The following is a 23,008-nucleotide window of genomic DNA, read 5'->3' on the forward strand; positions in this document are numbered from 1 at the left end:
GGGAGCACCGCGCGCGGACGGTTCTTCCTCCTCATGACGTCACGTGTTCACCGGCAGGAACAGGAAGGGGTCCCCGGCCTCGCTCCGACACCTCTGACGGAGGGCCGGACACCCCCTGGTGCTCGTGGGCCGCGGCGCCGTCCCCGCGGCGCCGTCCCCGCGGCGCGGGACCTGTCGGCCCGAGCGCCACGCGGCCAACTATCTGTCATGCGGCAGGCGGCGGCCACCCGTTCACCAATCTCGATTGCGTCACGGCCGAGGTGCGCGACTTGCGGACAGCAAAAAGCCCGGGCGCCCCCGTCCTTGGGGGCGCCCGGGCTCGACCGCCGGTTGATCAGCTGTGCTTGGCGCGGCTCGCGGCGCGGGCCCGCTCGCGCTGGTCGAGCACGACCTTGCGGATGCGAACGGCCTCCGGGGTCACCTCGACGCACTCGTCGTCACGGCAGAACTCCAGCGACTGCTCCAGCGACAGCTTGCGCGGCGGCACGATCGACTCCGTCACATCGGCCGTCGAGGACCGCATGTTGGTGAGCTTCTTCTCCTTGGTGATGTTGACGTCCATGTCGTCGGAACGGCTGTTCTCGCCGACGATCATGCCCTCGTACACCTCGGTGCCCGGCTCCACGAAGAGCACGCCGCGCTCCTGGAGGTTCGTCATCGCGAAGGCGGTGACGGCTCCGGCGCGGTCGGCGACCAGCGAGCCGTTGTTGCGGGTCTGCAGCGGACCGAACCACGGCTCGTGGCCCTCGTGGATGGAGTGGGCGATGCCCGTGCCCCGGGTCTGCGTCAGGAACTCGGTGCGGAAGCCGATCAGACCGCGGGACGGCACGACGAACTCCATGCGGACCCAGCCCGAGCCGTGGTTCGACATGTTGTCCATGCGGCCCTTGCGGACGCCCATGAGCTGCGTGACCGCGCCCATGTGCTCCTCGGGCACGTCGATCGTCATGCGCTCGACCGGCTCGTAGACCTTGCCGTCGACCTCCTTGGTGACGACCCGCGGCTTGCCGACGGTCAGCTCGTAGCCCTCCCGGCGCATGGTCTCGACCAGGATGGCCAGCGCCAGCTCACCGCGGCCCTGCACCTCCCAGGCGTCCGGCCGCTCGGTGTCGAGCACCCGCAGCGAGACGTTGCCGATCAGCTCGCGGTCCAGGCGGTCCTTGACCTGGCGGGCGGTGACCTTGCGGTCCTTCACGGCGGCCTTGGCGTCCGCGCCCTTGCCGGTGCCGCCCCGGCCGACCAGCGGCGAGGTGTTGGTGCCGATCACCATCGAGATCGCCGGCTCGTCCACCGTGATCAGCGGCAGCGCGATCGGGTTCTCCGGGTCGGCCAGCGTCTCGCCGATCATGATGTCCGGGATGCCGGCGACCGCGCAGATGTCACCGGGGCCCGCCTTCTCGGCCGGCTTGCGGGTGAGCGCCTCGGTCATCATCAGCTCGGAGATCCGCACGTTCTGCACGGACCCGTCGCGCTTCATCCAGGCGACCGTCTGGCCCTTCTTCAGCTCGCCCTGCTGCACGCGCAGCAGCGCGATGCGGCCGAGGAAGTTGTCGGCGTCCAGGTTGGTGACGTGGGCCTGCAGCGGCGCGCTCTCGTCGTACGTCGGGGCCGGGATGTGCTCCAGGATGGTGGAGAAGAACGGCTCCAGGCTGGTGGAGTCCGACGGGACCGTGCCGTCCTGCGGCTTGGTCAGCGAGGCGATGCCGTCACGGCCGCAGGCGTAGACGATCGGGAACTCGATCTGGTCCTCGTCGGCGTCCAGGTCGAGGAAGAGGTCGTACGTCTCGTTGACGACCTCGTCGATCCGGGCGTCGGGGCGGTCCGTCTTGTTGATGCACAGGATGACGGGCAGCCGGGCCTGGAGCGCCTTGCGCAGCACGAAGCGGGTCTGCGGCAGCGGCCCCTCGGAGGCGTCCACCAGCAGGACGACACCGTCGACCATCGACAGACCGCGCTCGACCTCGCCGCCGAAGTCGGCGTGGCCGGGCGTGTCGATGATGTTGATCGTGATCGGGTCCCCGCCGTCCTTCGGGTGGTACTTGACCGCCGTGTTCTTGGCGAGGATCGTGATGCCCTTCTCACGCTCCAGGTCGTTCGAGTCCATGACGCGGTCGTCGACCTGCTCGAGCTGGTGGGCGGCGAAGGCGCCGGCCTGCTTCAGCATCGCGTCGACGATGGTGGTCTTGCCGTGGTCGACGTGGGCGACGATGGCGACGTTGCGGATGTCGTGGCGCGTGGCCATATTGTGGCGTACTCCCGGAGTGTGAGGATTGCCCTGCGCGTACGTCCGTGTCGCGCGGGCCCTGCCGGGCTGGACACGCCACGGCCTCACCCCATGGTACGGGGCCGCCGGAGCGGGAGCTCCCCGGGCCGCCTCACCCCTTGTCCGGGCCGGCGGCCGGGCTCGCCGGGAGCCTCGCCCCCTTCTTCAGGAAACCCATGTCCTCGTAGACCGGCGTCTGGAATCCGAAGGCGCCCGCGTTGACCAGGTTCCTGCGCGCGCCCACGAGCTGGGGCCGCTGGTAGAGCGGGATGGAGCCGGCGGCGGCCCAGATGCGGGCGTCCGCCTTCCTGATCAGCTCCCGCGCCTCGCCCTCGTCCAGCGTGGCCGCGGCCTGGTCGAACAGCTGGTCGACCTGGTCCGTGCCGACCCGGGTGAAGTTCTGCTCGACGTTCACCGAGCCGTCGGCCGCCGGGACCGGCTTGGCGTACACCGGCCGGGCGTCGGTCGCCGGGAAGGCGGAGGACGGCCAGGAGTACAGCGCGAGGTCGTAGTCGCCGGAGGCGATGTGGTCCTTGAAGTAGCTCTCGTCCGGGACCCTGGTGATCGTGGTGCGGATGCCGACCTGCTCCAGCATGGCGGTGATCCGCTCGGCGACCGCGTTCAGGGTGTCCGAGCCGGGCCCGGAGGGCAGGACGAAGCGGAGCGCGAGGGGCTTGCCGTCCTTGGCGAGCGGTCCGGCCGGCGCGGCGGCCGGGGCGGCCGTGCCCTTGGGGGCGTACGCGCCGGGCGCGCTGCCGTGCCTGCCCTCCTGGGCGAGCTGCCGGTCGCCGTGCTCGCGCTGGTCGCCGGCGGACTCGCGGTGCGCGCCCTTGCCGTCGCGGGGCTCGCGGCCGCCGTCGGCGCCGTCGGGCGCCCCGCCGTCGCCGTGCCCGCCGTCGTGCCCCTTGTCGTCCTCGCCGACGATGTACTGGCCGTCCTTGCCGCCGTCGGAGACGTCCTCGGTGCGGTTCTGAGAGCCGGCCGCCTTCTCGCCCTTCTTCGGCTCCCTCACCGGCCCTCCGGGCACCCAGCCGGCGTCGGCGAGCAGCGCCTGCGCCTCCTTGGTGTCCTGGTCGCCGATCGCGCCGCTGTTGTCGGCGTACGCGGCCTGCCCGGACAGGGCGAGGTGGCTGCCGACCGGGACCGCGGGCAGGCCCAGCGGGGTGAGCACCAGCCGGGCCAGCTCCTCGCGGTCCAGGGCGCGGGCGACGGCCCGGCGGACCCGCTCGTCGGCGAGGGGACCCGCGGAGCCGTTCAGGGCGAGCTGGGTGTAGGCGGGCTCCAGGGACTTGCGGACGTCGAAGTCGCGCAGCGCCTGCTGCTGCTCCAGGTACCGGGTGACGGCCTTGCGCAGCTTCTTCCTCCCGGCCTTCACCTGGTCGGAGTCGAAGCCGTGCGCGAGGGCCCAGGCGCGCAGCTTCTTCACGGCGGTCTTCCCGCCGCCCCGGGGCGGGGCGCCGGCGCCCTTCTCGCTGCCGGCGAGGCCGATCCGCCGGGCCTCGGCGGGGTCGATCTCGGCGAGGTCCACAGTGCCGTCGGCGAGCGCGGCGGCGCGCCCGCCGACGGTCACGGCGTGCAGCACGATCCGCTCGAGCTTGGCGGGCCTGCCCCACCAGCGCGGGTTGCGAGCCAGGACGACGTCCTTGCCGGCGGTGTCGACCTTCTCGACCCGGAAGGGGCCGGCGGTGACCTTCAGCTTGCGGCGGGCGCCGTCGTTGAAGGCGTCCGGGGTCCCCATGACGTCCTTCGGGTACAGCGGGGAGAACAGCGACTTCCAGTCGGCGTAGGGGCGGGAGAAGGTGACCCGGACCTGGAGGTCGCTGGCGCCGCGCTCGACCTTGGCGATGCGGTCGTAGCCGGCGTTGCGGGCGGTCCAGTAGGCGCTGTCCTTGCCGGACAGGGCGCGCCACTGGGCGGCGAAATCGGCCGCACCGATCTCCCGGCCGTCGCTCCAGACGGCCTGCTGGTTCAGCTTGTACAGCACGACCTGGCGCGGCTCGGTCTCGATGATCTTGGCCGATTCCAGATAGGCGGGATTCGCCACGGGCCGGCCGTTGGCGTCGAGCCGGAACATCGACGGGAGCACGGCCTGCGCGACCCGGGTGGTACCCGCGTCGGCGTCGGCCTGGAAGGTGTTGAGGGTCTCGGGGACGGCGTCCACGGCCCACTTGAGCATGCCGCCGTCGGCGACCTGGGCGCGGGCGGCCGGGGCGATGTCCTGCCCGGCGAGGGGGCCGGCGGGCTTGTCGTCGGAGCCGCAGCCGGCCAGCAGCGGCGCCGCGAGCGCGCCCGCGGTGAGGAAGGCGGCCGAGCGCAGGACCGCGCGCAGGCCGACGCCGTGGTGGGACATCTCTGCTACCTCCGGGAAGCCGCGGGCTTTATGCTCACATGTGTGGGTATATGAGCTGATCACTTTTGGCGGTATTTGGAGCTGATCAGATCTATGCGGCCACTGAAGAGGAAAGGATCCGGCCACTCGGGGCGACACGGCGACCACCGTCCGTAAGCCCACCCGTGCGGCGCAACACACCGGACGATGCATCCGCGCGCCCCGGCCAATCGCTGCACATCCCTTCACATCGGCAGGTGTGAGGCGCAACACTCCAAGGCGCATGAACGTTGCCGCCCATGGCCCGCCGGACCCGCGGAAGCGAGGGCACATCATGTCCGTGCACGACGACATCGCCGCGATCCAGCGCTCCCTCGACGACCTCCACCGGTCGCTGAGCCGGCTGGAGCACCAGATCGGCAGCGGCGGCCTGGAGATACGCCGGGCCCGGCTGGACGCCGACCATCTGCGGGAGAGCATGGCGCTGCTGCGGGAGGCCGCCTCCGGTCCCGCCGCGCCGCACCGGCCCGAGCTCGTCACCATCTCCGACGCGCCCTACGACTTCAGTCTGTGGACCGACTCGGACGACGAGGGCCTGGGCGCCCGCGACCGCCGCGCCCCCTGAAACCCCCTACCGACCGGAGTCCCCCTTGGCCACTGGTACGGAACCCCGGCACGGCCGCGGTGGCGTGCGCACCGGTACGCGCGCCGCGATCGCCGCCGCGCACCTGCGGACCGACCGCTGGTGGCTGGCGCCCGCCGGCACCGCGGCCGGTCTGCTGGCCTTCGTCGTCTACTCCACCTGGCGGGCCTTCGCGAACGCGGACTACTACGCGGCGCCCTACGTCTCGCCGTTCTACTCGCCCTGCCTCGCGGAGAACTGCCGCACCATGCGCTCCGGGCCGAACGCCGACCTGTTCGGCGGCTGGTGGGGCCTGTCCCCCGCGATCATCATCCTGGTCTTCCCGCTCGGCTTCCGCCTGACCTGCTACTACTACCGCAAGGCGTACTACCGCGCGTTCTGGGCGTCCCCGCCCGCCTGCGCGGTGGCCGAGCCGCACCGGACGTACACCGGCGAGACCCGTTTCCCGCTCGTCCTGCAGAACCTCCACCGGTACTTCTTCTACGCCGCCCTGCTCGTCGCCGGCGTGCTCACCTACGACACCGTGCTGGCCTTCCGGGACCGGCACCACCACTGGGGGCACATGGGCCTTGGCACCCTGGTGTTCCTGGCCAACATCGTGCTGATCTGGGCGTACACCCTGTCCTGCCACTCGTGCCGGCACATCGTCGGCGGCAGGCTCAGGCACTTCTCCAGGCACCCCGTGCGCTACCGGGCGTGGCAGTTCGTCGGGCGGCTCAACGCCCGCCACATGCAGCTGGCGTGGGCCTCGCTGCTGAGCGTGGCGCTCGCCGACTTCTACGTGTACCTGGTCGCGTCCGGCCTCTTCGACGATCCGCGCTTCTTCTAGTGATTCCAGTGAGGGACCGACTGATGTCCGTGGTCGAACGGCAGGAGTGGGACGTCGTCGTGGTCGGTGCCGGCGGCGCCGGGCTGCGGGCCGCGATCGAGGCGCGCGAGCGGGGCGCCCGTACGGCGGTGATCTGCAAGTCGCTGTTCGGCAAGGCGCACACCGTGATGGCCGAGGGCGGCATCGCGGCGGCGATGGCCAACGCCAACGAGCACGACACCTGGCAGATCCACTTCCGCGACACCATGCGCGGCGGCAAGTTCCTCAACCAGTGGCGGATGGCCGAACTGCACGCGCAGGAGGCCCCGGACCGGGTGTGGGAGCTGGAGACCTGGGGCGCGCTGTTCGACCGCACGGAGGACGGCCGGATCTCGCAGCGGAACTTCGGCGGGCACGAGTACCCGAGGCTCGCCCATGTGGGCGACCGCACCGGCCTGGAGCTGATCCGCACGCTCCAGCAGAAGATCGTCGCGCTGCAGCAGGAGGACCACCGCGAGACCGGGGACTACGAGTCCCGGCTGAAGGTCTTCCAGGAGTGCACGGTCACCAGGGTCCTCAAGGACGGCCCGGTGGTGAGCGGCGTCTTCGCCTACGAGCGGGAGTCCGGCCGCTTCCTCGTCCTCCGGGCGCCCGCCGTCGTCCTCGCGACCGGCGGCATCGGCAAGTCCTTCAAGGTCACCTCGAACTCCTGGGAGTACACCGGCGACGGGCACGCGCTGGCCCTGCTGGCGGGCGCCCCGCTGCTGAACATGGAGTTCGTGCAGTTCCACCCGACCGGCATGGTCTGGCCGCCGTCGGTCAAGGGCATCCTCGTCACCGAGTCGGTGCGCGGCGACGGCGGGGTGCTCAGGAACTCCGACGGCAGGCGGTTCATGTTCGACTACGTGCCGGACGTCTTCAAGGACAAGTACGCCGAGTCGGAGGAGGAGGCCGACCGGTGGTACGAGGACCCGGACCGCAACCGGCGCCCTCCGGAACTGCTGCCCCGCGACGAGGTGGCCCGGGCGATCAACGCCGAGGTGAAGGCGGGCCGGGGCTCCCCGCACGGCGGGGTCTTCCTCGACGTGTCCACCCGTATGCCCGCCGAGGTGATCCGGCGCCGGCTGCCGTCGATGTACCACCAGTTCAAGGAGCTGGCGGACGTCGACATCACGGCCGAGGCGATGGAGGTCGGGCCGACCTGCCACTACGTGATGGGCGGCGTCGCCGTCGACTCCGACACCGCGGCGGCCCGCGGGGTGCCGGGGCTGTACGCGGCCGGCGAGGTGGCCGGCGGCATGCACGGCTCCAACCGGCTCGGCGGCAACTCCCTCTCCGACCTGCTGGTCTTCGGCCGCCGGGCGGGCCGGCACGCCGCCGAGCACGCGCAGGGGACGGCGTACCGGCGCCCCGCGGTGGACGACGCCCAGGTGGCCGCGGCCGCGGCGGAGGCCCTGCGGCCGTTCTCCGCGCACGAGCGGGGCGAGACCGGGCCGCCGGAGAACCCGTACACCCTGCACCAGGAACTGCAGCAGACCATGAACGACCTGGTCGGCATCATCCGCCGCGAGGCCGAGATGGAACAGGCCCTGCACAAGCTGGCCGAGCTGCGGGCGCGGGCCCGGCGGGCCGGGGTCGAGGGCCACCGCCAGTTCAACCCCGGCTGGCACCTCGCCCTGGACCTGAGGAACATGCTGCTGGTCAGCGAGTGCGTGGCCCGGGCCGCGCTGGAGCGCACGGAGTCGCGCGGCGGGCACACCCGCGAGGACCACCCGGCGATGGACCGGGCCTGGCGGAACGTCAACCTGCTGTGCACCCTCGCCGACCCGGCCGGCGGCCTCCAGGCGGCCGACCCCGCCCGGGGCCAGATCCGGCTGACCCGCGAGACCACGGCCCCCATCCGCCCGGACCTGCTCGCCCTCTTCGAGAAGGAGGAGCTGGTCAAGTACCTCGCCGAAGAGGAGCTGTACGAGTGAGCAGCTACGAGGCCCGCTTCCGCGTGTGGCGGGGTGATCAGCACGGCGGCGGCCTGCGGGACTTCACCGTCGAGGTGAACGACGGCGAAGTGGTCCTGGACGTCGTCCACCGCCTCCAGGCCACCCAGGCCCCGGACCTGGCGGTGCGCTGGAACTGCAAGGCGGGCAAGTGCGGTTCGTGTTCGGCGGAGATCAACGGCCGCCCGCGGCTGCTGTGCATGACCCGCATGTCGGTGTTCGACCGGTCGGAGACCGTCACGGTCACCCCCCTCCGCGCGTTCCCGGTGATCCGCGACCTGGTGACCGACGTCGGCTTCAACTACCGCAAGGCCAGGGAGATCCCGGCGTTCGTGCCGCCCGCCGGCGTGGGCCCCGGCGAGTACCGCATGTTCCAGGAGGACGTGGACCGCCCGCAGGAGTTCCGCAAGTGCATCGAGTGCTTCCTGTGCCAGGACACCTGCCACGTGGTGCGCGACCACGAGGAGAACAAGCAGGCCTTCGCCGGTCCCCGCTACCTGATGCGCGTCGCCGAACTCGACATGCACCCCCTGGACGCGGCCGCCGAGACCGGCCTGGACCGCAGCAGCGCGGCCCGGAAGGAGCACGGCCTCGGTTACTGCAACATCACCAAGTGCTGCACGGAGGTCTGCCCGGAGGGCATCCGGATCACGGACAACGCCCTGATCCCGCTGAAGGAACGGGCCGCCGACCGCGCGTACGACCCGCTGGTGTGGCTGGGCTCGAAGATCAGGAGGCGGCGGAGCTAGCCCCGCCGGTGTCCGTCCCGCCCCGCCGGTGCCGGTCCGCGCCGGTGTCCGTCCGTCCCGCCCCGCCGGACGCCCGGTCCCCCACGCGCAACCGTCCCGCTCGCGCAGGCGTCCGACTGCCCATACGCTCCGGAAGGTGACGTCCTCCCCGGTCCGCGGCCGGCCCCGGCGCACCACGGCGCGCACGAGGGTGCGGGTGGCGCGCGCCGTGCTGGGCGCCCTGGCGGCGGCCGGGTGGTGGGCGTCGCCGGTGTGGGCGGCGGGCGCGCAGGGACCGGTCCCGGCCGCCGTGCACGCGGGCGCGGGCGCCGCCGCCCCGGAGCAGGACGAGACGTCGGCGGCCGACCTCGTGCTGCCGCTCGTCGCCGGGGCCGGGGCGGTGACCCTGGCCGCGTACGGCTGTGTGCGCCGCGTCCGGCGCGCCCGGACCCGCACGACGCCGGGGATCGTGTCGGCCCGCCCGCCCGCGCCGACGCCGGCCGACTCCGAGCGGCAGGCCCGGGCGGCGCTGGTGCTGGCCGACGAGTGCGTGCGGACCAGCCGGGAGGAACTGTCCTTCGTCCGCGACCGCTTCGGGAAGGAGCGGACGGAACCGTTCGCCCGCGCCCTGCGGGCCGCCGAGACCGAGCTGTCGGCCGCGTTCGCGCTCTGGCGGCGCTACGAGCAGGGCGTGCCGGAGGAGGCGGGCGCCCGCCGGCAGGCGCTGGTGGGAGTCGTCGGCCGCTGCGCCGAGGCGGGCCGCCGCCTGGACGCGGAGGCGGCGGCGCTGGACGCCCTGCGGGACCTGGCCGAGTGGCGGGTGGGCAAGCCGGAGGGGGAGGGACCGCCGGAAGCGGGGCAGGAGCCGGACGCGCGGCGCGGGGACGGCGGGCGGGACCCGGCGGGCGTGGGGCGCCGGGGCCGGGAGGCGGGCGGTCCGGACCGGTGGGCGGAGGGCAAGGACGGCGTCGGGGCGGCGCTGGAGGTGGCCGAGGGGCGGTTCCGGGAGGCGGCGGCCCGGACGGTGGCCGCGCAGGAGACCCTGGCGGCGCTCCGGCGGCGGTACCCGCCCTCCGCGACCGCGTCCGTGACCGGGTACCTGGAACAGGCCAAGGACCGGCTGGTGTTCGCGACCGCCCGGCTCAACGAGGCGCATCAGACGTCCGACGCGGGCGACGGGGAGCGGGCCGCCGGGCAGTTGCGCGCCGCGGAGGGCGCGGTGGCCCGGTGCGAGGTGCTCGCGGGCGCGGTGGAGCGGCTCGCGGCGCAGCTGCGGGAGGCCGCCGCGCTGGTGCCGGCCGCGCTGACCGGCGCGGAGGCCGAGCTGGCGCGGGTCCGCGGCGGGCGGGCCGCACCGGCCGCGCAGGGGCCGCAGGCCGGCCTGCGGCACGCGGACGGGGTGCTGGCGGCGGTGCGCGAGGAGCTGACCGGCGCCAGTTACGACCCGCTGGACGCCCTGGACCGGATCACCCGGGCCGTGGAACGGCCGGCGGGGACGCCGTCCGGGGTGCTGGGGGCCGCGGCGCTGCTCGTGGCGCGCGCCCGCGTCGCCGGGGCGGAGGAGTTCGTCGCGGTGCACCGGGGGGCGGTGGGCGCGCCGGCCCGGGCCCGGCTGGCGGAGGCGGTGCGGGAGCTGGGCGCGGGAGACGCCCTGCGGGCCGGCTCCGCGGCCGGCGAGGCGCGGGAACTGGCCGAGCGGGACCTCCTGGAGCACGGTCACCCGTACGCCGGCGCGGAAGGCGGCGCGGCCGGTCCGGCCGGCGCCGTGCTGGGCGGCATCCTGCTGGGGGAGGATGCGGACGGCGGCCCCCCGGCCGCGTTCGGCGGCCCGCGGACCCGCTCCCGCCGCCGCCTGTGACGACCGGGCCGGACGGGCAGGGCTCAGAACAGGCTGAGCAGGGCCTCCGCCGGATCCGCGAGGCCGCCCTCTCCGCCCGGCAGCGGCAGCTCGAACCACACCGTCTTGCCGTGCGGCGTCCGGCGCGAGCCCCACGCCGCGCTCAGCAGCCCGACCAGTTGCAGGCCCCGGCCGCCCTCGTCCGTGTCCCTTGCCCGCCGCCGCCGCGGCTGGACCAGTCCCGAGTCCCACACCTCGCACACCAGGGTGCGGTCCAGCAGCAGCCGGAGCCGGATGTCCCCCTCGCCGTACCGGAGGGCGTTCGTCACCAGCTCGCTGACCAGCAGTTCGGTGGTGTCGACCAGCGGCTCCAGGTCCCAGCTGAGCAACTGCCCGCGGGCGTACTCGCGGGCCCGCCCCACACTGCGCGGCTCGCGCGGCAGCGTCCAGTCGCCGACGGACTCCGCGGGCAGCCCCTGCACGCGGGCCATCAGCAGGGCGATGTCGTCCTCGCCGTGGTGGGTGTCGAGGGTGCTCAGGACGTGGTCGCAGACGTCCTCCAGGGGGAGGGCGGGGTCGGTGAGCGCGCCGACGAAGGCCTGCAGCCCCTCGTCCAGGGGGTGGTCGCGGGACTCCACCAGGCCGTCGGTGTAGAGGGCGAGCAGCGCGCCCTCCGGCAGCTCCACCTCGACCTCCTCGAACGGCTCGCCGCCCACGCCGAGCGGCATGCCGGGCGGCACGTCGAGCATCAGCGCCGGTTCACCGGGCTCGACGAGGACCGGCGGCAGATGGCCGGCGTTGGCGAACGTGCAGCGCCTGGTCACGGAGTCGTACACGGCGTACACGCAGGTCGCGAGGTACACCTCGGACAGGTCGGCGTCCCTGGGCTGACGGGCCGTGCGGCCGGCCTGCCGGACCCCGCCCGGGGTGCCGAGGCCCCGCGCGATCTCGTCCAACGCGGCCAGCACCTCCGCCGGTTCCAGGTCCAGCAGGGCCAGGGTGCGCACGGCGGTGCGCAGCTCCCCCATCGCCACGGCCGCCCGCAGTCCCCGGCCCATCACGTCCCCGACCACCAACGCGGTGCGGTGGCCGGGGAGTTCGATGACGTCGAACCAGTCGCCCCCGACCTCGGTGGCCGCGTTGCCGGGCAGGTAGCGGCAGGCGATGTCCAGGCCGGACGCCTCGGGGTCGCCGGGCGGCAGCAGGGACCGCTGCAGTATCAGCGCCCGCTCGTGCTCCCGGCGGTACAGGCGCGCGTTGTCGATGCAGACGGCGGCCCGCGCGGCCAGCTCCACCGCCAGCTCCCGGTCGCGGTCGCCGAACGGCTCGCTGCCCTTCGTCCGGGCGAACTGCGCGAGTCCCACGACCGTGTCGTGGGCGACCATCGGCACGGCCAGCGTGGACTGCACGAGGCCGCCCTCCTCGGCGGGCACGTGCTGCGGGCGGGCGGTGCGCAGCGCGTCCGCGCAGGGCGAGTTGAAGGGGAAGTGGTGGACGGCGCCGACCTCGACGGGCCGGCCGGAGCCGCTGAAGGGGGCGCCGGAGACGGCGCTGGCGAAGGCCACGCGGCGCAGTTCGGCGCTGCCGTCGGCGAGGCCGGGCGGGGCCTCGTCGCCGGCCAGCAGGCCCTGGTACAGGTCGACGGTGGCGAGGTCGCAGAAGCCGGGCACGGCCACGTCGAGGAGTTCGCGGGCCGTGGTCTCCAGGTCGAGGGAGTTCCCTATGCGGGCGCCCGCCTCGTTGAGCAGGGCGAGGTTGCGCCGGGCGGCGGCGGCCTCGCGGGCGGCGGCGCGGCGGGCGGTGATGTCGATGCCGAGCCAGGCGATGCCGATGGGCCGGCCGGTGCCGCTCTGCACGCGGTAGAGGTTGACGGACCAGTGCCGGCGTTCCTCGGAGCCGGGGACGAAGCCGGTGACGTGCATGTCGGTGATGGAGTCGCCGGTCTGGAGGACCCGCCGCAGGGTGGCCGAAACGCGCTCGGCCTCGCCGCGCGGCAGATAGTCGTGGACCCCCCTGCCGCGGTGGTCGTCGGGGGTTCCGCCGAAGATGGAGGCGAAGCGCTCGTTCGCCCGGCGGACCCGCAGATCGGTGTCGATCAGCAGGAAACCGAAAGGGGATTGACCGAAAATCGCCTGCGAGGCGGCGAGGTCGGTCTCGATGCTGCGCAGCGTGCGGACGTCCACGACGAGACAGACGGCGGCGTTCTCGCCCTCGGCGGTGCGGGTCGGCATGACGTAGATCTCGGCCAGGCCCTCCTCGCCGCGCCCGCCGTCCGTCCGGCCCGGCATCCGGAAGGGCACCACTCCGTTCCACTCGCGCCCGTCCAGGATCTCGGCCATCTTCCGCTGGCTGCGCTCGCGCAGGTCCGGATCGACGAAGGCCTCGATGGGGTCCATGCCGACGGCGCGTTCGGCGGGGATGCCGAACAGCTGCTCGGCGCGCAGGCTCCACTGGTCGACGAAACCGTCGGGGCCGATGGAGAAGGACGCGACCTTGACGTAGTCGTAGATCGAACCGGGTGGGCTGCTCTGCCACATGGCGTCGCCGGGCGCCGCGGCACGCTCCGCGGCCCGGTCCCTAGCGCCGTCCGACGGGTCCTCGGACTCCGTGGCCTTCGCTGGTATCTCGCTCACGCGAACCGTCCCCTCCAGCTCACCGCGTCCGGCACCGGTCACCGGGGGCGGCTGCCCGCAGTATCCAGCACTACGGCGCCGCACGACACGGTGTTCACGATCACAGCACGGCCCAGGTGTTTTTCGGACCGGTCCGTGACAACACTTCCACTCTTCTAACCAGGGAACACACCGTCGAATCAGGCCCCCTGGGCCCGGGCGCGCCCCCGGAGCACACGGTGGACCGCGTGCCGGCGGCTGTACACCCCGTGCTCCCGCGGACGCTCCGGCCTCACCCGGGCACCGCGAGTTCGAACCAGACGGTCTTTCCGCCCACGCCGGGCCGGGTGCCCCAGCGGCGCGAGGACCCGGCCACGAGCTGCAGGCCGCGTCCGCTCTCGTCCTCCAGGTGGGCGACGCGCTCGCGCGGCGGGTCCGGGAGCGGGTCGGAGACCTCCACCCGCAGCGTACCGAGCCCGGCGGGGCGGACCAGGCGCACGCCGATGGGGCCGGTGGCGTGCCGCAGGGAGTTGGTGACGAGCTCGCTGACCAGCAGGGCGGTGAGGTCGGCCAGGGAGTCGAGGTCCCAGCCGTGCAGCTGGCCGCGGACGGCGGAGCGGGCGGTGCGCACGGCGCCCGGCACCGCGGGGAAGGTCCACTCGGCGCTGTCGCCATCGGTGTCGATCACGCCGATCACTTCCCGGGCCAGCGAGCCTACCCATGTCCGATTTCATGGGGTTAATGGGCACATACCCGATATCCGGGTCGCAGTACCGCGCGAGCGGGCGCACTGTGGCACGAACGGCGTACGGGGCGCGTCGCGGCGCATGACATGAACGCCGGGTCGCCGTGCACGGCGCCCGACGTGACGCCGGACGCCGTGCACGGGGGTTGTGGTGCCAACCCGGCCCGGCCTCCCGGTCCGGCCGGCCGGGGCGGGGTGTCCGGGGCGGGGTGTCCGGGGCGTGGCGGGTCAGGAGGAGAGCGGGGGGAGGTTCTCCAGCCGCCGCACCGCCGGGACGTCCTGGTCGAGCCAGGGGACGTCCCAGACCCGGCCGGGGGCGAGCCAGCGCAGCTCGTCGTGGTCCTGCAGGGGGCGGGGCTCGGGCGAACCGGGGCGCAGCCGGGCCGTCCACACCTGCAGGACGTACGGCGGCCGCAGCGGCCACTCCCCCGGCACGCGTGCGACCGGCTCGGCGTCGACGCCGAGTTCCTCGCGCAGTTCACGCACCAGGGCGTCCTCGGGCCGCTCGTCCGGCTCCACCTTGCCGCCGGGGAGTTCCCAGCGGCCCGCCAGGTCCTCGGGGGCGGTGCGGCGGGCGGCGAGCAGGCGGCCGCCGTCCAGGAGGGCGGCGCCGACCACCACGATCCGTTCCGCTTCGGGGGTCGTGCGCGTCATGGGGCGCAGCCTACGGGAGTTCGCGGACGGTCAGTTCCGCGCGCCGTCCCCGTTCTGGCCGATGCGCTCGACCCAGTAGGTCTGCTGGTGCCCCCGGTCGTCGAGGCTGTCGGCGATCTTCTGGGCCTCCGCGCGGGTCGCGTACCGGCCGACGCGGTAGCGATTGCCGTTGTCGTCCTGCCGTATCACGCTCCAGGGCAGGGAGACCGTGTGGTCACTCATGCCCCCCACCGCCCGTGTGCCGTCCCGCACCGCTCCGCCCTCCCCCACGCTCGACCGCTTCCCCTCGCCCGGCTGCCGCCCCTCGGCGGGAGGAACCCCCACCGCGGGCGTGCGCTCGTTCCGTTTCGGGCCCCCGCCGGGTCCCGTCCAAGGAAACCGCAATCCGCATATGCCCGAGCGTACGCCCAACCTTCACGGAGCGAATACGCCTTTTCACAAAGAGGTACGCAACCAGCCAGAACGCCGGGGGCGCACGAGACCGAACGCGCCCTCTGGAACGAGGCAGTCCCGGGTCGGGGGCGCTCCACGGGCGGCCGGGGCCACCTGGGAGAACGGCCGGATCGCTGCGGACCGCCCGGCACCCCCGGGCCGCACCGGACAGGAGCGCTCGGCCGCCCGGCGCGCCGGGGTGTGCGCTACCTCACTCGGGGGGCGCGTGCGGCGCGCCGAACGGCCGTGCCGCGGGGGTCACTTCACGGGCAGGTGGTAGGCGACGCGGTAGCGGTCGGCGGGGATCACCACGTCGGCGGTCTCGACCGGGCGGCCCGAGGCGAAGTACGTGCGCTGGACGACGAGGACGACATGGCCCGGGACGCCGCCGAGCAGGTGCAGCTCCTCGGCGAGTCCGGGGCGGGCGCCGACCTCCTCGGTGACGTTGTCCACGATGACGTCGATGGCCCGCATGCGCTCGACCACGCCCATGCCGCCGAGGGGTCCCTCCTCGGGGAGCATGACGGGGGTGCGGCCGGTGACGGCGAGCGGCTCCCAGGAGGTGGAGAGCATCATCGGCTCGCCGCCTTCCCGGAACAGGTACTTGGTGCGCATGACGCGGTCCCCGGTCTTGATCGCGAGCCGCTCGGCGATGGCCGCGCCGGCCTCGGTCTGCTCGCTGCTGGACTCCCAGGTGCCGCGCGCCGAGGCGTCGGCCTGCTCCTGCCGGAAGGGCGTGGCGCCGCCGGCCGGACGGAATCCGGAGCGGGCCACCCGCCGGGGCACGGGCCGCTCGCGCACGTACGTCCCCGAGCCGGAGCGGCCCTCGACCAGCCCCTCGGCCATCAGCACCTTGCGGGCCTCCAGCGCGACCGTGTCGGAGACGCCGTACTCCTCGCGGATGCGGGCCTGGGAGGGGAGGCGGGTGTGGGGCGGCAGTGAACCGTCGACGATCTTCTTGCGGAGATCACCCGCGACACGCAGGTACGCCGGCTGTTCACCGAAAGTCACTGGCCGCTCCCATCAGGTTGTACAGACAGCAACAGCCTGGCAACCGTGGGTTGTGCCGTGCAAGCAAAGGCCAGAGAATCACTCGATGTGATGACTTTGCGCCGGGGAGGGCTGCACCCAGGCGTTTTCTCCCCCGTGGGGATGCGCTCACACCTCGCGCGGCGTCCCATGCCGGGTCGCACCGGCGCACCCGGCGCCGGGCTCCTGGTCCGGACGGCGGCGGACGCGCCTCCGGGGCGGTCCCGCCCCCTGACCCGGCGTGCGACGGGCGTGCGGTGACGCCGGGTCAGGTGGGGCTGCCGGGGCGCCGCCCGGCGCGTCAGTCCTCGAAGCCCCCCTCCCGCAGGATCTTCTCGATCCGGGTGCGGTGGGCCTCCTCCCACGCGTCGAGGCTCTCCCCGGCCTCCTTGGCCAGCTTGGCGCGGGCGGCGGTCAGCACCTCCTCCCGGCGGGCCGCGGGGACGGCCACGACGCCCTCCTCGTCGGCCACCACGATGTCGCCGGCGTTCACCCGCACCCCGCCGCAGCGCACCTCGGCGTTGAGCGGCTCGACGGCCTTCTTGCCGCCGGGAATGGGGATCACCCCCCGGGCGAAGACCGGGAAGGCCATGTCCCTGACCTCGGCGAGGTCGCGGATCAGGCCGTCCGCGACGAAGGCCGCGACGCCCCGGCGCCGGGCGACGGCGCACACGTTCCCGCCGGCCAGCGCGTAATCGAGGTCGCCGGACTCGACGACGACGACCGAACCCGGTGCGGCCCGGTGGATGGCGGCGTGCAGCATGAGGTTGTCGCCGGGAGGGCACCGCACGGTGAACGCGGGTCCGGCGATGCGGGGGACCGGCTGCCACAACGGGCGGATGCCGAAGTCCATGACCTGTCCGCGGCCCAGGACGTCGGCGAGGGTGGTGGTCGGGATGTCCGCGAATCCGGCGGCGGTCTCAGTGGCGTCTGCCATGTCTCCCCTGTTCATCCGTGGGTCTGTTCATCCGTGGGTCTGTTCATCCGTGGGTCTGTTCATCCGTGGGTGGGTTCGTCCGCGGGTCGGTTCGTCCGCGGGTCTGTTCCGTCCGCGGGTCGGTTCGTCGTGGTCCCGAACGCGGTCGCGTCCTTCTCCGGGCTGTAGAAGTGCTGCTCCCAGGTGGCCCCGCCGTCCGGCGTCGACAGTACTGCTCCCTCGTCGCCCACGACCCAGGCGCGCAGCGGGGAGACGGCGTGCACGGCCCACAGGGACATGCCCGAGCCGGTGGCACCGGTCCGCCAGGACTCCCCGCCGTCCCGCGAGACCAGCACGGTGTCGCTGCGGCCCACGGCCCAGCCCACCCGTCCGCCGGGGGAGAAGTGCACGCCGTTGAGGCTCTGGGCGGTGCCGGCGGCACGGCGGCGCCAGGTGCGGCCCGCGTCGTGGGTGCCGAGGACGGTGCCGTCGTCGCCCACGGCCCAGCAGGTGCGGGAGTCGAGGACGCACAGGCCGACCAGGTCGTCCGAGGTGCCGCTGTCCTGCGGCCGCCAGGTGCGGCCCGCGTCGTCGGTGGCCAGCACCGTGCCGCCCGCGCCCACCGCCCAGCCGGTGCGGTCGTCGGCGAACTGCACGGCCCACAGGGCGGCTTCGCCGCCGGCTCCGGCCCGGGCCCGCCAGGTCCGTCCGCCGTCTTCGGTGGCGAGGACGGTGCCCTGGTCGCCGACGGCCCAGCCGGTGCGCCCGTCCGGGCGCATGTGCACCGACAGCAGGTCCCTGAGGGTGCCGGTCGGCTGGATCCGCCAGGTGGCGCCCGCGTCGTGCGTGGCCAGGACGGTGCCGCCGCGGCCCGCCGCCCACGCCCGGCCGGGGTCCGGCGCCGAGATGCCGTACAGGTTGGCGGCGACGCCGGGGGGCCGCGGGGTCCACCGTCCGCCGGCGTGCGAGGACAGGACCGTACCGCCGTCGCCGACGATCCAGCCGCCGCCGTCGGGGAAGACGTGCACGCCGTAGAGGTTCTTCCCGGTGCCGGAGACGTGCGTCCGCCAGGTCCGCCCGGCGTCCTCCGTGCCGAGGACCAGCCCGCCGTCGCCGACGGCGGTGACCGACGTGCCGTCGGGTGCGGCCCACACGGCCTTGAGGTTGTTGCGGACGGCGGTGTCCTGGGCGTGCCAGGTGGCGCCGGAGTCGGAGGTCGCGCGGACGGCGCCCGAGTCGCCGACGGCCCAGCCGTGTCCGCCCGACGCCGTGAACGCGACGCCCCACAGCGCGGTGTCCGTGCCGCTGTCGCGGCGCGACCAGGTGGCGCCGCCGTCGTGGGTGACCAGGAGGGCGCCCGTGCGGCCGGCGGCCCACACCGTGCCGGCGTCCACGGCGTGCACGGCGGTCAGGGTGGCCGTCAGGGGCGTGGTCTGCCGCTGCCAGGTGAGGCCCCCGTCGGCCGTGGCGAGCACGGTGCCGCGCTCGCCGACCGCCCAGGCGTGCAGCCCGTCGGCCGGGCCGTGCACGGCGTGGAGGTGGTCCGTGACCGGGGTGTGCCGCGGCTGCCAGGTGGTGCCGCCGTCGGCCGTGGCGAGCACGGTGCCGGCCGTGCCGACGGCCCAGCCGGTCCGCCCGGAGAGGTGGACGGCGTGCAGGTGCCCGGTGGCCGGGACGTCCCGCGGCTGCCAGGTGGCGCCGCCGTCGGCCGTGGCGTACAGGGCGCCGTCCACGCCCACCGCCCAGGCGTGCAGCCCGTCGGCCAGGCCGTGCACGCCCCACAGCAGGCATGCGGCGCCGGTGTCGCCGCCCTGCCAGGACCGGCCCCCGTCACGGGTCACGGCGACGGCGCCGTCCTGTCCCGTCACCCAGCGGACCCGGCCCGCGCCGTGCACGCTCACCAGGTCCTTGTGCATGCCTGACAGCTGCGGGCGCCAGGTCACTCCGCCGTCCTCGGTGGCCAGCAGCAGGCCGTCGTCGCCCGCGGCCCAGCCGTGCAGCGCGTCCGGGGTGAAGGCGAGCGTCACGACGTCCTTGCCGGTGCCGCTGGTCCGCGGCGCGAAGGTGCGGCCGCCGTCCGCCGAGGCGAGGATCATGCCGTCGTCGCCCGACACCCGGACCGTGCGGCCGTCCGGCGCCGCCCACAGGCCGTAGACGTCCAGCTCGGTGCCGCTGTCGGCGCGGTTCCAGGAGGCGCCGCCGTCCGTGCTCCACAGCACGGTGCCGCCGCGTCCCACGGCCCAGCACACCTCGGGCGTGACCGCGAAGACGCCCCGCAGATCGGCCCGCGTGCCGCTGTCCTGGAGCGTCCAGGTGCCGCCGCCGTCGGTGGTGGCGAGGATCCGGCCCTTCCTGCCGACGGTCCAGGCCGTCCGGTCGTCGAGGGCGAAGCAGCGCGTGAAGTGCGCCTCGGCGGGGGTCCGCTGCGGCTCCCAGCGGGCGCCGCCGTCCCGGGTGACGAGGACCGTGCCGCCGTCGCCGACGGCCCAGCCGGTCCGTCCCGAGGGGGCGAACGCGATGCCGTACAGGTTGCGCACGGTGCCCGAATCCAGCCGCCGCCAGCGCCCGCCGCCGTCCTCGGTGCGCAGGATCGTGCCGTCCCGCCCGGCCACCCAGCCGCGCAGGGCGTCGGTGAAGCACACCGCCCGCAGGTCCTTGTCGGTGTCCCCCTGCGGCTCCCACCGCGCGCCGCCGTCCCGGGTGGCGACGATCATGCCGCCGTCGCCGACGGCCCAGCCGTGCGTGCGGCCCACCCGGCACACACCCTGGAGGTTGACGCTGCGCGGTGCGACGTTCCACATGGTCATCACGAACCTGCCCACCTTCTGGTGCTGCTCGGGAACCGGAGTCCGGGACGGGACTGCGGCCGGGGGCCCCGCCCGCGGGCGGGGCGGGCCGCTCAGCCGGCCGTGGTCACCTCGCCGGCCGTGTCGCCGGCCGCGTCACGCGTGCGCAGCCCGCGGGAGACGACGGGCGGCATGGCCGCGCCCAGGACGGCGAACGCCGCGCCCAGCACCACCCAGCCGAGCGCCCCGTGGTCGAGCACCAGCCAGGTGAAGACCGCCGGCGCGATCATCTTCCCGATGTCGGCGCCCATCGCGTGCGTGGCCTGGTACTGGCCCTGGGCGTGGTCGGGGGCCAGGTCGAAGGCGATGCCCCAGCTGCCCGCCGCCTGCCGCACCTCGCCCAGCGCGTGCGCGACGGCGCCCACCACGAGGAGCAGGCAGGCCGGCGCCAGGGCCGCCCCGTCGCTCAGCGCGAACACCAGGCAGGCCGCGGCCACGCACCCCGCGCCCTGGAAGCTGGCCCGGGCCGCGGCCCGCGGCGTGTCCGCGCCTCTGGCCGCCCAGGTCTGGACGGCCACCACCAGGACCGTGTTGACCAGCAGGAGCGCCGCGCTCATCCAGCGGGGCGCCCCCGTGTGCCGCAGCACCCACAGCGGCAGCACCACGTCGAGCAGGATGGCGTGCGTGGTCAGCAGCCCGTCCAGCGCGGCGAAGCTGAGGAACGGCACGTCCCGCAGGACCGCGAGGGCGGGGCCCGCCGAGGCGGGGACCGGCGGCACGGCCGGCTCCTTCACGGTGAGCAGGCCGGTGACGAGGAAGGTGACGGCGATGAAGCCCACCGCCCCCTGGTAGGCGGCGCGGGAGCCCACGGCGAGGACCAGGCCGGCCAGGCACGCGCCGACCGAGACGCTCGCGTTGGAGGCCGCGCGGATCTGGGCGAGTACGGTGACCCGGTCGGCCGCGGGCACCAGACCCGCGATCATCGCCTTCCGGGCGCTGCGGCCGGACCGGTAGGCGATGCCCTGGAGGGAGACGATGACCAGGTACGGCCAGAAGTCGGTGGCGAACAGCAGCGCGCCGGTCAGCACGGTCAGGATCAGGAACGACCACATCTGGACGGTGCGCGGGCCCGCCCGGTCGGCCAGGTGCCCGAGGGGGATGCTGCACAGCAGCACGATCGCGGCGGCGACGCTCACGCTGATGCCGAGCTGCGCCGTCGTCAGGTGCAGCACGGTGACCGCGTAGATCGCGCTGAGCGCCATCCACAGCCCCTGGCCCAGTGTCATCACCATCGTGATGACCGCGAGGAGACGCGCGGGTCCGGGGGGCGGCAGGAGGGATCTCATCTCGGGGGCACTCCTCGCTGTCTCGTCCCGGCGAGGCTAAGTCACCGCCGGCAGGGCCGAGGCTTGCGCGCACAAACGGACTTAACCGCGAAAAGACCGTTTAGCTCGTTGCGCGCGTTGCCGCCGGGGACGCACCGCAAAGCCCGCGCGCAGAAGGAGATTTGCTCGTTTAAGAAGCAGTGCGCGCGCAACGGCGCGGACGGTGGGGACCGTCGCTAGCGTCGGTCCGGCTTCCCGTCACCGTCAGTTCGGACCGACATGACCACAGCACTCGACCGACGCCTGGGCGCCGGCCTGCTCCACCACGCGAGCACCCAGCCCGGCCGCGTCGCCCTGACCATCGGACGCCGCGCGTACACCTACGAGGAGACGGCGCTCACCGCGCGCCGCTGGGCCGCCGCCCTCGTCGAGGCGGTGGGCCGGCGCCCCGCACGGGTCGGCGTGTTCGCCCACCGCAGCGAGGTCTCCTACCTGGGGCCGCCGGCCGCGCTGTTCGCGGGCGCCGCCTTCGTGCCGCTGAACCGCAAGTTCCCGCCGGCGCGGACCCGGACCATGCTGGAGCGCGCCGACGTCGACGCCGTCCTCGTGGACGCCGCCTCCGCGCCCCAGCTCGGCGAGGTGCTGGCGCGGTCGCCGCGGCCGCCGGTGATCCTGCTGCCGGACGCCCGGCGGGCCGACGTGCCGCACCTGGCGGGACCGGCCGGGCACCGGGTGCTGGACGCGGCCGACCTCGCGGCGTTCCCGCCGCTGCGGGAGCTGCCCGCGCCCGCACCCGACGACCACGCGTACCTGCTGTTCACCTCGGGCAGCACGGGGACGCCCAAGGGGGTGCCGGTCACCCACGCCAATGTGCGCGCCTTCCTCGACGTCAACCAGGAGCGGTACCGGCTCACCCCCGAGGACCGGCTCACCCAGACCTTCGACCAGACCTTCGACCTGTCGGTCTTCGACCTGTTCATGGCCTGGGAGAACGGGGCCGCGGTGTGCGCGATGGACCCCATCGAGCTGCTCGCGCCCTTCCGGTACCTGGAGCGCAACGGCATCACCGTCTGGTTCTCCGTGCCGTCGGTCGCCGCCGTGCTGCGCCGGCGCGGGGTGCTGCGGCCCGGCGCCATGCCGACGCTGCGCTGGAGCCTGTTCTGCGGGGAGGCGCTGCCCCGGGCCACCGCCGAGGCGTGGCAGGCGGCCGCGCCGTACTCCACGGTGGAGAACCTGTACGGGCCGACCGAACTGACCATCGCCTGCACCGTGCACCGCTGGGACCCGGTGACCGGTCCCGCCGCGTGCGTCCACGACAACGTGCCCATCGGGCGGCCCTACCCGGGGCTGCACACCCTGGTCGTGGACGAGCAGCTGGCCGAGGTCGCCGACGGCGAGGCCGGTGAGCTGTGCGTGGCCGGCCCGCAGACCACGCCCGGCTACTGGCGGGCGCCGGAACTGACGGCCCAGCGGTACTTCAGGCGCGACGGCCGCACCTACTACCGCACCGGCGACCTGGTGCGGCGCCTGGACGGGCAGTACGTCTGCCTCGGCCGCAACGACCAGCAGGTCAAGGTCGGCGGGCACCGCGTCGAACTCGGCGAGATCGAGGCCGTGCTGCGCCGCGCCGGGGCCCTGGAGGCCGTCTGCCTGCTGTGGCCGGACGACCAGACGATCACCGCCGTGGTCTGCGGCGGCGCCGACGACCCCGACGCCCTGGCGGACGCCTGCGCGGCCGGACTGCCCGCCTACATGGTGCCGAAGTCCGTGCGGGTCGTCGAGGAGATGCCGCTCAACGCCAACGGCAAGGTGGACCGCGCGGCGCTGCGCGACCGGCTCGGGGAGCGCGCGGCCGGCGGCCGCTGAGCCCACCGGACCCCGCCACGACACCCGCACACGACCCAACC

The 23,008-nt window shown here is 74.3% G+C and carries 16 protein-coding genes; 6 read left to right on the forward strand and 10 right to left on the reverse strand.

Annotated elements, in window-relative coordinates:
- Nucleotides 1-334: 334 nt before the first annotated feature.
- Complete coding sequence (typA, locus tag ABZ261_RS05265; protein WP_356855450.1) at nt 335-2,242, reverse strand: translational GTPase TypA; 1,908 nt, start codon at nt 2,240-2,242, stop codon at nt 335-337.
- A 133-nt stretch (nt 2,243-2,375) separates the two neighbouring features.
- Complete coding sequence (locus tag ABZ261_RS05270) at nt 2,376-4,613, reverse strand: ABC transporter family substrate-binding protein (protein ID WP_356855452.1); 2,238 nt, start codon at nt 4,611-4,613, stop codon at nt 2,376-2,378.
- A gap of 313 nt (nt 4,614-4,926) precedes the next feature.
- Here ABZ261_RS05270 and ABZ261_RS05275 point away from each other — a divergent pair, with 313 nt between their 5' ends.
- The 5 genes from ABZ261_RS05275 (at nt 4,927) to ABZ261_RS05295 (ending at nt 10,623) form a co-directional block, all read left to right on the forward strand.
- Nucleotides 4,927-5,217, forward strand: a complete 291-nt coding sequence (locus ABZ261_RS05275) for a hypothetical protein (protein ID WP_356855454.1) — start codon at nt 4,927-4,929, stop codon at nt 5,215-5,217.
- Nucleotides 5,218-5,242: 25 nt separating this feature from the next.
- The gene (locus ABZ261_RS05280) at nt 5,243-6,064 is read left to right on the forward strand and encodes a hypothetical protein (RefSeq protein ID WP_356855456.1); all 822 of its coding nucleotides are present in this window, start codon (nt 5,243-5,245) and stop codon (nt 6,062-6,064) included.
- A 23-nt stretch (nt 6,065-6,087) separates the two neighbouring features.
- Nucleotides 6,088-8,019, forward strand: a complete 1,932-nt coding sequence (locus ABZ261_RS05285; RefSeq protein ID WP_356855458.1) for a fumarate reductase/succinate dehydrogenase flavoprotein subunit — start codon at nt 6,088-6,090, stop codon at nt 8,017-8,019.
- Nucleotides 8,016-8,786, forward strand: a complete 771-nt coding sequence (locus tag ABZ261_RS05290; RefSeq protein ID WP_356855460.1) for a succinate dehydrogenase/fumarate reductase iron-sulfur subunit — start codon at nt 8,016-8,018, stop codon at nt 8,784-8,786. The genes ABZ261_RS05285 and ABZ261_RS05290 overlap by 4 nt, the downstream gene beginning before the upstream one ends.
- A gap of 136 nt (nt 8,787-8,922) precedes the next feature.
- The gene (locus ABZ261_RS05295) at nt 8,923-10,623 is read left to right on the forward strand and encodes a hypothetical protein (RefSeq protein ID WP_356855462.1); all 1,701 of its coding nucleotides are present in this window, start codon (nt 8,923-8,925) and stop codon (nt 10,621-10,623) included.
- A gap of 23 nt (nt 10,624-10,646) precedes the next feature.
- On the opposite strand, the gene ABZ261_RS05300 is transcribed toward ABZ261_RS05295, so the two are convergent.
- From ABZ261_RS05300 to ABZ261_RS05335, 8 genes are all read right to left on the reverse strand, one after another.
- Nucleotides 10,647-13,235 carry a SpoIIE family protein phosphatase gene (locus tag ABZ261_RS05300; RefSeq protein ID WP_356855464.1) on the reverse strand — a complete coding sequence of 863 codons (2,589 nt, stop codon included), beginning with the start codon at nt 13,233-13,235 and terminating at the stop codon, nt 10,647-10,649.
- Between the two features lie 271 nt (nt 13,236-13,506).
- Nucleotides 13,507-13,902 carry an ATP-binding protein gene (locus ABZ261_RS05305; protein WP_356855466.1) on the reverse strand — a complete coding sequence of 132 codons (396 nt, stop codon included), beginning with the start codon at nt 13,900-13,902 and terminating at the stop codon, nt 13,507-13,509.
- Nucleotides 13,903-14,187: 285 nt separating this feature from the next.
- Nucleotides 14,188-14,613, reverse strand: a complete 426-nt coding sequence (locus ABZ261_RS05310) for a (deoxy)nucleoside triphosphate pyrophosphohydrolase (RefSeq protein ID WP_356855468.1) — start codon at nt 14,611-14,613, stop codon at nt 14,188-14,190.
- Nucleotides 14,614-14,643: 30 nt separating this feature from the next.
- On the reverse strand, nt 14,644-14,835 hold the full coding sequence (locus ABZ261_RS05315) for an SPOR domain-containing protein (protein ID WP_356855470.1): 192 nt from the start codon (nt 14,833-14,835) through the stop codon (nt 14,644-14,646).
- Between the two features lie 468 nt (nt 14,836-15,303).
- On the reverse strand, nt 15,304-16,056 hold the full coding sequence (locus ABZ261_RS05320) for a GntR family transcriptional regulator (RefSeq protein ID WP_356855472.1): 753 nt from the start codon (nt 16,054-16,056) through the stop codon (nt 15,304-15,306).
- Between the two features lie 319 nt (nt 16,057-16,375).
- The gene (locus ABZ261_RS05325; RefSeq protein WP_356855474.1) at nt 16,376-17,011 is read right to left on the reverse strand and encodes an RraA family protein; all 636 of its coding nucleotides are present in this window, start codon (nt 17,009-17,011) and stop codon (nt 16,376-16,378) included.
- A 59-nt stretch (nt 17,012-17,070) separates the two neighbouring features.
- A complete protein-coding gene (locus ABZ261_RS05330) occupies nt 17,071-19,797 on the reverse strand; it encodes a YCF48-related protein (RefSeq protein ID WP_356855476.1) in 2,727 nt (908 codons plus the stop codon).
- A 92-nt stretch (nt 19,798-19,889) separates the two neighbouring features.
- On the reverse strand, nt 19,890-21,122 hold the full coding sequence (locus ABZ261_RS05335; RefSeq protein WP_356855478.1) for an MFS transporter: 1,233 nt from the start codon (nt 21,120-21,122) through the stop codon (nt 19,890-19,892).
- 258 nt (nt 21,123-21,380) lie between these two features.
- Here ABZ261_RS05335 and ABZ261_RS05340 point away from each other — a divergent pair, with 258 nt between their 5' ends.
- Nucleotides 21,381-22,967, forward strand: a complete 1,587-nt coding sequence (locus tag ABZ261_RS05340) for an amino acid adenylation domain-containing protein (RefSeq protein WP_356855480.1) — start codon at nt 21,381-21,383, stop codon at nt 22,965-22,967.
- Nucleotides 22,968-23,008: the final 41 nt, after the last annotated feature.

The organism is Streptomyces sp. NPDC006193 (assembly GCF_040613915.1).
Taxonomy (GTDB): Bacteria; Actinomycetota; Actinomycetes; order Streptomycetales; family Streptomycetaceae; genus Streptomyces.

What these genes read in the sequence shown, in the direction of transcription:
- typA (WP_356855450.1), bottom strand. Translation starts at nt 2,242, where the DNA reads ATGGCCACGCGCCACGACATCCGCAACGTCGCCATCGTCGCCCACGTC.
- ABZ261_RS05270 (WP_356855452.1), bottom strand. Translation starts at nt 4,613, where the DNA reads ATGTCCCACCACGGCGTCGGCCTGCGCGCGGTCCTGCGCTCGGCCGCC.
- ABZ261_RS05275 (WP_356855454.1), top strand. Translation starts at nt 4,927, where the DNA reads ATGTCCGTGCACGACGACATCGCCGCGATCCAGCGCTCCCTCGACGAC.
- ABZ261_RS05285 (WP_356855458.1), top strand. Translation starts at nt 6,088, where the DNA reads ATGTCCGTGGTCGAACGGCAGGAGTGGGACGTCGTCGTGGTCGGTGCC.
- ABZ261_RS05310 (WP_356855468.1), bottom strand. Translation starts at nt 14,613, where the DNA reads ATGACGCGCACGACCCCCGAAGCGGAACGGATCGTGGTGGTCGGCGCC.
- ABZ261_RS05315 (WP_356855470.1), bottom strand. Translation starts at nt 14,835, where the DNA reads ATGAGTGACCACACGGTCTCCCTGCCCTGGAGCGTGATACGGCAGGAC.
- ABZ261_RS05325 (WP_356855474.1), bottom strand. Translation starts at nt 17,011, where the DNA reads ATGGCAGACGCCACTGAGACCGCCGCCGGATTCGCGGACATCCCGACC.
- ABZ261_RS05330 (WP_356855476.1), bottom strand. Translation starts at nt 19,797, where the DNA reads ATGACCATGTGGAACGTCGCACCGCGCAGCGTCAACCTCCAGGGTGTG.
- ABZ261_RS05335 (WP_356855478.1), bottom strand. Translation starts at nt 21,122, where the DNA reads ATGAGATCCCTCCTGCCGCCCCCCGGACCCGCGCGTCTCCTCGCGGTC.
- ABZ261_RS05340 (WP_356855480.1), top strand. Translation starts at nt 21,381, where the DNA reads ATGACCACAGCACTCGACCGACGCCTGGGCGCCGGCCTGCTCCACCAC.